Origin of the sequence: Arcicella aquatica (genome assembly GCF_034928825.1) — a bacterium.
GTDB lineage: Bacteria > Bacteroidota > Bacteroidia > Cytophagales > Spirosomataceae > Arcicella > Arcicella aquatica.
The window spans coordinates 100,483-108,001 of the sequence record NZ_JAYFUL010000020.1; the positions used below are offsets into that span (position 1 = coordinate 100,483).

Below are 7,519 nucleotides of genomic sequence, written 5' to 3' on the forward strand. Positions count from 1 at the left end.
GTTAGAATGGATAACCAATGGCAATATTTAATACTAAATTCTCTTTTCTCCAATCAGAGCTACCTAAATTAAAATCTTTCAAGACCCAACGCTCATTTTCTGGCAAATATGGTTTACGTACTGGTGTTGCTAAATCGAAACGAAGTACTAAATAGTTAAAGTCTAATCGTAAACCTATCCCCGTACCTATCGCTACTTGTTTATAAAAATCTTTACCAAATACGGCATCAGCGCCATAAATATCCGCATCATTCTGCATCCAGACATTTCCTGCATCAATAAAAATAGCTCCGTGGATGTATTGGTTAAATTTTGCTCTAAGCTCTGTGTTAAATTCTAATTTTATATCACCAGACTGCCCACCAATAGTTTGTTCTAATAGCGACCCTGTTCTTAAATAACTCCCTGGCCCGATAGTTCTTGCTGGAAAAGCACGAATACTGTTATTCCCACCTGCTACATATTGTTTTACAGTTGGTAAAAAGTATGAATTGCCGTAAGGTAAACCATAGCCTACTAAGAAACGATTGGCTATACGAAGTGACTGGTTGATACGATAACTATATCTAAAATCAGCATCAAATTTTGCATATTGTGGATAGGTTACTCCAAACAGCGTTGTTGATGAACCGTCTCCTGATGTTAGTTTAGATAATAAACTTGCTAAATTACCTGCCACTTCTACGCCCCCTGTAAATGAAAAGTTGTGGGTACTATTAGCTTTATTTTGAGGCATATACGAAAACGTATAAGCAGTACTTATAATGATTTTATTATCAAGAATCTCTTCGTACAAAATTGGATTTCTAAAATACTCCAAAGCAAAGTCTTCACTGAAATTAAAAGCTTTTACTAAATTGACCAAAATAGGGGTAAAAGCATGTTCTATCGCTGTACTTTGTTTCCATGCATAAGTAAGCGATGTTCTGAGCGACGTAAGGTCATACAATCCTCCTCTTTTTAGTTGTTCATAACCGACATTAATACTTGTTTTGGGTAAAGACTGATTTTTAGTTGGGTTGATAGTAACGAAGGGAATTGTAAACCTTGGTAAGGTCAAATTACTTTCTATCGAAAATCTAGTAGTATTCAACGCACCAAGTGTACTACTTGCTCCTCCTACTTGAAATTCAATCCCTGCATTGGCAGTAACTTTCAATAATTCCGCCCCTTTAAACGCATTTTTATTCACCCAAGATATACTTATATTAGAACCCGTATAGTTGTTGGATTTAGTAGTTCCATTCAAATCAACCACTACAGATTTTGCCTTTATAGGCGTTAAGTAATAAAACACGTCTAAAAGTGCTGAGTCAGACCGGGGGACTAATTCAAATGTGTTTTTTACAAATTTAAAGTTTCCATTCAAGTTAATTAATCTCGATAATGATACGTCTTGAACATTACTACTATATTTTACTCCACGACGAAAACCAATCGCATCAGCAAATATTTTTGGTTTGAATGATGCTGTTCTATCAAATACTTTTATACCATCAAAGTTTGTTTCTTGGTTTTTTAAGGTATCAGCTGTCGTAGATTCACCATAATCTGATAATACGTGTACTTCTCTAATCGAATAAAGTTTTCTGGCTACTTGTGAGGTAGAAGGCTTTATCTCAAAAGTTAGATTTACTTTATGAGTGGCAAACGAAGAGTCTGCTTTGATAATGATAAAGTCTGGTCTGAAATAATAAAATCCTCGTCTTTTCAATACTCTATCAATGCGTTCGCGTTCAGCCGTTATCACATCAAACTGGTAAGGCATTCCTGTTTTAATCATTGATCTTGCTTTGGTAGCGACAAAAGCCTTGCTGAAAACACTGCTATCTTTTACTGAAAAAACAACAGTATCAACGATGTATCTTTCATGTAAACTAACAGTATATTCGGCTGTAGCTTTTCTGTCTTTTTCAGTTAATGCCCCAAATGCTGACGACCTAAAGTACCCTTGATTATTTAATAATAATCCTATTTGTTTAGCATTAGCCCCTATTACACTTTTGCTTGCCAACACTGGAGGTTCGCCAAATTTTTTCCTAAAGAAACTCTTAAATCCTTTTTCACTTTTGGGTTCACCAAATAAATAGTAAAGCCAAACCTTGTATGGGAAACCCAAAATTGTGGCATTTGGCTTAGGCTTAACAAATGCTTCAAGCTGTGTTTGAACCGTTTTAGCTTCTTTCTTATTAATAACAGAATCCTTCTGAATCTTAATTTTTGCTCCCACATACAGGCTTTCGCCAGCAGGTATTTTTCTAGTAACCGAACAGCTTGAAAGGAATAATATTAAGCATATAATTGTGAAAAACAACATCCCTGTAAAGGATGATATTTTCCAAGGCTTTGAGGAATATATAAATGTTTTGTTGTTCATGTTGATTTCCTTATAGAGATAAGCTATTTACTTTTGGACTTATTAAAAATTTCATTAAAAGTGCCATATTCTATCGTTATTGTAAAACCAATACCTGTTTCAACTACAAAGCCATCTAAAACAGACTGAAATTGATTTTTACGAAAAGCCTTAAAGAGGTAACGTCCATCGTTTGTCAATTTATAGTTGACTAGAAGGTTATCAAATACTTCCGAAGACCCCCTACTGATATTAGTTTGATTTTCTAATTCAAAATTTCGCCCAACTTTAATCTGAATCTTATCGTTGAAAAATGCTTTAGAAAGTCCAAGACTTAAATCTGTTCTAGCACTTGACTTTCCGCCATAAAAATCTTGGGTTGACGATAAATTTACGTCTAAATCAACCCCTTTGATAAGGTCAGAAGCTAGCTGATCTAGTTGGTCTGACAGTAGCTTACTTACACTTTGGCGTGCTAAAGCTTCTGTACCACTACCACCACCACTACTTGAGAAAAAGTCGGATGATTTTTCAGAGAAAAATCTATTCAGAATCAATAAAGCAAATACTTGCTTGTTTACTTCATTGGCATCCAATTTATTCAAGCGAGCTTGAATATCGCTGATAACAGTAGAACTCACTAATTTCTGTGTTTCAGAAGGACGAATCTTGAAAGTAATATCAGGCTTCGTCAAACGTCCAGCCATCGTTAGTAATACATCAAATTGAACTTTTTGTCTGAAACGGGCAACATCTTCAGTCTCATTCGACATCAAGTCGAGCGGTGCTGTTTCAGTGGTATATATCGCAGTAATGTTTACATCCGCATTCATAGGGTCGCCAGACCAAATAATGCTACTACCTTTTTGGATGGTAAACTGACGTTTAAGTACCTCGAATGTCAACCCATAGCTTCCCTCAGTAAGGTCGTAAGAACCTAAAATAAAGGGTTGTCCATCTGGCCCTATACCAACATTCAACCGTGCATTACCTTTAACTTTTAAATTATCTCCATTCAGCTCATCTACTACAATCGTGAATTCAGATTTATCATCGGCTTCTATATTGAGTGACATCTCAGAGAAAAAATCATTTACTACTGACAATTGTGCAGTATCTTCTTTAGCGAGTGCTTCGTTATTATGGTCTACAAAAATAACCACACCTTCGCTTTCACTTTGCTCATCTAAACTGGTTGGTACTATCACAGAAATATTACTTTTTTCTCTGACTTTAATATCTCCTTCAATTTTAGCTGCCGACGAGATTCCTTGTATTGCCAAATGGGCATCTACAAAGCCTGTTCCATAGAAAAAGTCATTATCTTTTCTATTAGAGTTTAATACCATAAAGTTTTTGGTATCAACCGTCAAATCGTATTTTACATTAGGAATATCCGCTAACGATACTGTACCATCAATTTTCAAAGGCTGATTCAAGGTATCGCTCATCGTAAACTGCTTAAGGCGAATAGTAGTCCCTTCAAAAAATAATTGCTGTTTATCTACCAAAAACCTACTGCCAAGTTGCGAAACATTAAAACCGACATTATTAAAGCCTAAGTCACCTACTATCTGTGGATTAGTCGTCGAGCCTTTTATCGTAGCTTGCCCTTGCAACCATCCCTTTGCTTGTTTTAACTGACCAAAACTAAAGGCCTGTACTGTTTCAGCACCTAGCTTTCTGATTTCTAACCTCAAATCAAAAGGATTTTCATTGTTGAGGAAGTAATTTCCTGTTATTTGTAAGTCGTTATTGGCATTAACTAAGGTAGCTTTTGCCGTTATTTTTTCAGCCGTTTCATTGAATACATTGATGTCTAAATTACCGATAGAAGTCTTCTGGAAAAAGAAATCCGTCACTTTTACATCACCCGTAAATGATGGAGAAACCATATAATTGCTCAAGAGGATTTTTCCATCAATTTTCCCACTTGCCATAGTAGAATCGGGTACAAAAAGTGTGACAAAATTCTCAATCCTAAAGTTTTCAGCCGTCACATTGATTGGTCCATTCGGTTCGCTAGTGGTACTAGTCACTAGTAAGCGTTGTTTCTCTTGTTCTATTTGAAAATTATTAATCAATAATCCCGCTTTGCCATACTGTATAAAACCAGTAGAATCAACAGCCCAATCTTTGTAATTTAATTTTAAACCACCTTTTACTAAGCGAATTTTGTATTGATTATCGGCATTTTGAACCAATCCAGCCACTTCATTTCTATTCTGGTCGATAGAATCTTTGAAAATAGCTTTAAACGTTGCTGTATTGTTAGCGACAGTTCCATTCAAAAAAGTTTTTCTGAGCCTAAAAGCACTCATTTCTACCCCAGATAATCCAGCTTGATAGGTCAACGTTTGTACGTTAGCATATACGTTTGCTCTAAAATTTGACACTTTAATGGTATCATATTCCAGATTAGGTGAAACTAAGCTTATCTTCATTACCGTATCAGCCTTGTTATTAAGCATTGCCGATAAGCGAACAGTATCTAGTCTAGTCAAACCAGGTACAAATGCCTTGAAAAGAGGATGTTTTACCACTTTTGCCTCAATAGATACGTTATAAGGCTCAGTAATAGGCTTATAAGCAATATCAGGAATCGTGAAATAGCGATTGATATTCGTAAGGAAAATATCAGATAACTGTAAATAATTGAAATCTCCTTTTACGGTAGCCTTTAAAAAAGGTGCTTGAATATCAAATCTTTTTCCTGTTGGGGTATTCTGGGCGGTTAGAATCGTATTTTCTATTTTGATTGGCTTACCATCTTGGAAAAGCGTCGCTTCATTAATTGTAATTTTTCCACTTGGATTATTCGGGTCAGTCGATGGCATATCAACATCTATATTCCCATGAATACCGATATTATCAGCATAAAAACCAAGCGGTTTTAAGTTCAATTCTGAAATCGCTATGTTTCCTTGAATACCCGGAAATTCTTTCGATAAATCAACCTTTGAATCTATTCTTAGCGTAATATTTGGGTCTGTTATGTGGGCTTTTAACTGAGCAATTTGCTGTGCGATAGTACTCTCGAAAACTAAGTTTTTATAATTATATCCTTTTATTTCAGCCTCTTGAATACTACCTTCAATAGCCGTATTCATTGTTTTTAGGTCTAACCCCCTGCCTTTTACTTTCGCATTCAACGTTAGTTTACCTACGTTTTCTGTTTGTTTGATAAACTTACCTACTTCAAAAGCAGTCAAGCTCATCGTACCTTCGTATTGCTGATTTTTATCGGCTGTAATATTAACTAATTTACCATTAAAGGCAGCCGCTCCCATATCTGTTATTACTTTGGCATTAATTGCCAGATTCTGGATTTTGCCATTAATAGTCCCTATCAAATTTACCTTATTAGGCAATTCAATGCTATTAGGAATGGTATTAGCAGGTGCTAATTTTAGTATATCACTCTTAGTAAGCGAAACCTCTTTGATATTTAATTTTAAAGCAACTTTGTTTACATCTGGTAAACCAGTGATAGTTCCCTGCACGTTGGCTCTGCCCTGACCAAAGCCTGTCAATGAAAACTTACTAATGTTTAAATTATTGACATATCCTGTAGCCAATCCATCCACTTTCACTAAAGCTTTTTCATTACCTTTAAAAGGAGGCATTTTGGCAAATTCAGGCATTAATAATAGAATATCTTGAAAAGCAACTTGGCTATTTTTAAGGCTCAATTTAATTTTTGAAGCCCCTATATTTTTACTTAGCTGGTCAAAAGAAGCATAACTCAGCGATAGCTCGTCTCTGATAATGGTATTAGGCGTTTTGATATAGAGTTTTTTCAAAAATGCCTGACGATTAGTATAAGCAAAATCTGTCTGGAATCGTTGGAGTTCAAAGCCAGATTTTTCTTTGAATGAACTTGAATATAACCACCCAGAAATATTATCAGGTGAGAAATAGAAACGCTCTGCGTTCATTTTCAAGTTATTGATTTTTAAATTATTGGGGTCAAGTCCTTTCTTTAAAGCTACTTGATTTTGGTCTTGATATTCAATATTATTGTTATCGAAGATAATTTTATCTACCAATACTTTCCAATTACTAGGTGCTGTAGAGTCAGCCTTTACAGGAGTTTTGGCTTTTTTAGCTTTTTTCAGGAAACTCACTTTAGCATCTGTATTATATAGATTTACAGATTTTAAATGAACTTGCTCGCCTGCTAAATATACTTTATCCCCCTTCACATTCAAGGCACCCAATTTTACAGTATTGACTAAGCCTGCACTTTCTTCAACGATATTCCATTGAAAGTTTCTGGCATCAAATTCCCCAAAAGCTAAATCGAGGGTATCAGAAGCTGAAGTCGGTTCTGGTGGTGACTTTTTAGGTAAAGCCTGATATAATCGTAGCGATAAGTTTCCACCATTTAAGGCTAATTTATCTAAATGATATTGAGAATTAGTAGGATTTATGTCTTTGAAGGATGTCTCAACATTATCTAATCTAACCTTAGCATCTACTCCTGTAACATCATCCAAATAGGATACTCTTACTTTATTCAGCAAAATATTGGTTAAGTAATAATCGAAAGGGGTACTTTTAGTGGCTGTAGTATCTACAGTAACACTATTGTCTGTGCTTGCAAATGCTTTTAAAATATAGTTGAAATTGAAGGCTGTATCAGGAAGGGTACGTTTTATGTTGATGTTAATATTTTCTAATTCAAGTTTATTAATACTTACTTTATTGCTTAATAAGGCAAGCATATCAATATCTACATGTATTTTATTGCCATAAATTAAAGTATCATTTTTATCATCAGGCAGGTAAACTCCCTCAAGGGCAATCCAGTCGGGAAGACTGTAGCTAATTCTTTTGATAGTAAATGGTTTTTTGAGTTTTTTTTGTAGGTAATAAACTACTTTTTCAGTTAAAAATAGTTCACCGGCAGGTGTTCTGAAATATAAGAATAGACTTATCAGAACAAGTACTAAACTTAGTAAAATAATGCCCGCTATTTTTAAAAATTGTTTCATTACTATTATTTCATATGGTTTAAAGCTAATGCAAATAGGTAATTATTTACTCTACCCGATGTTTTTTATTAAATATTGATAATGAGATAGTTGTATTTGAATCCACCGAGTAAATATATTCAAAAGCTCTTCCCAGATTTTCAAAAATCCTTGATTGATGTTTCTA

General features: G+C 34.8%; 2 protein-coding genes. Both read right to left on the bottom strand.

Annotated features, from left to right (window positions below; translation table 11 throughout):
- Position 1: 1 nt before the first annotated feature.
- A complete protein-coding gene (gene tamL, locus VB264_RS13450) occupies positions 2-2,377 on the bottom strand; it encodes a translocation and assembly module lipoprotein TamL (RefSeq protein WP_323250130.1) in 2,376 nt (791 codons plus the stop codon).
- A 23-nt stretch (positions 2,378-2,400) separates the two neighbouring features.
- The gene (locus tag VB264_RS13455) at positions 2,401-7,353 is read right to left on the bottom strand and encodes a translocation/assembly module TamB domain-containing protein (protein WP_323250132.1); all 4,953 of its coding nucleotides are present in this window, start codon (positions 7,351-7,353) and stop codon (positions 2,401-2,403) included.
- Positions 7,354-7,519 lie beyond the last annotated feature (166 nt).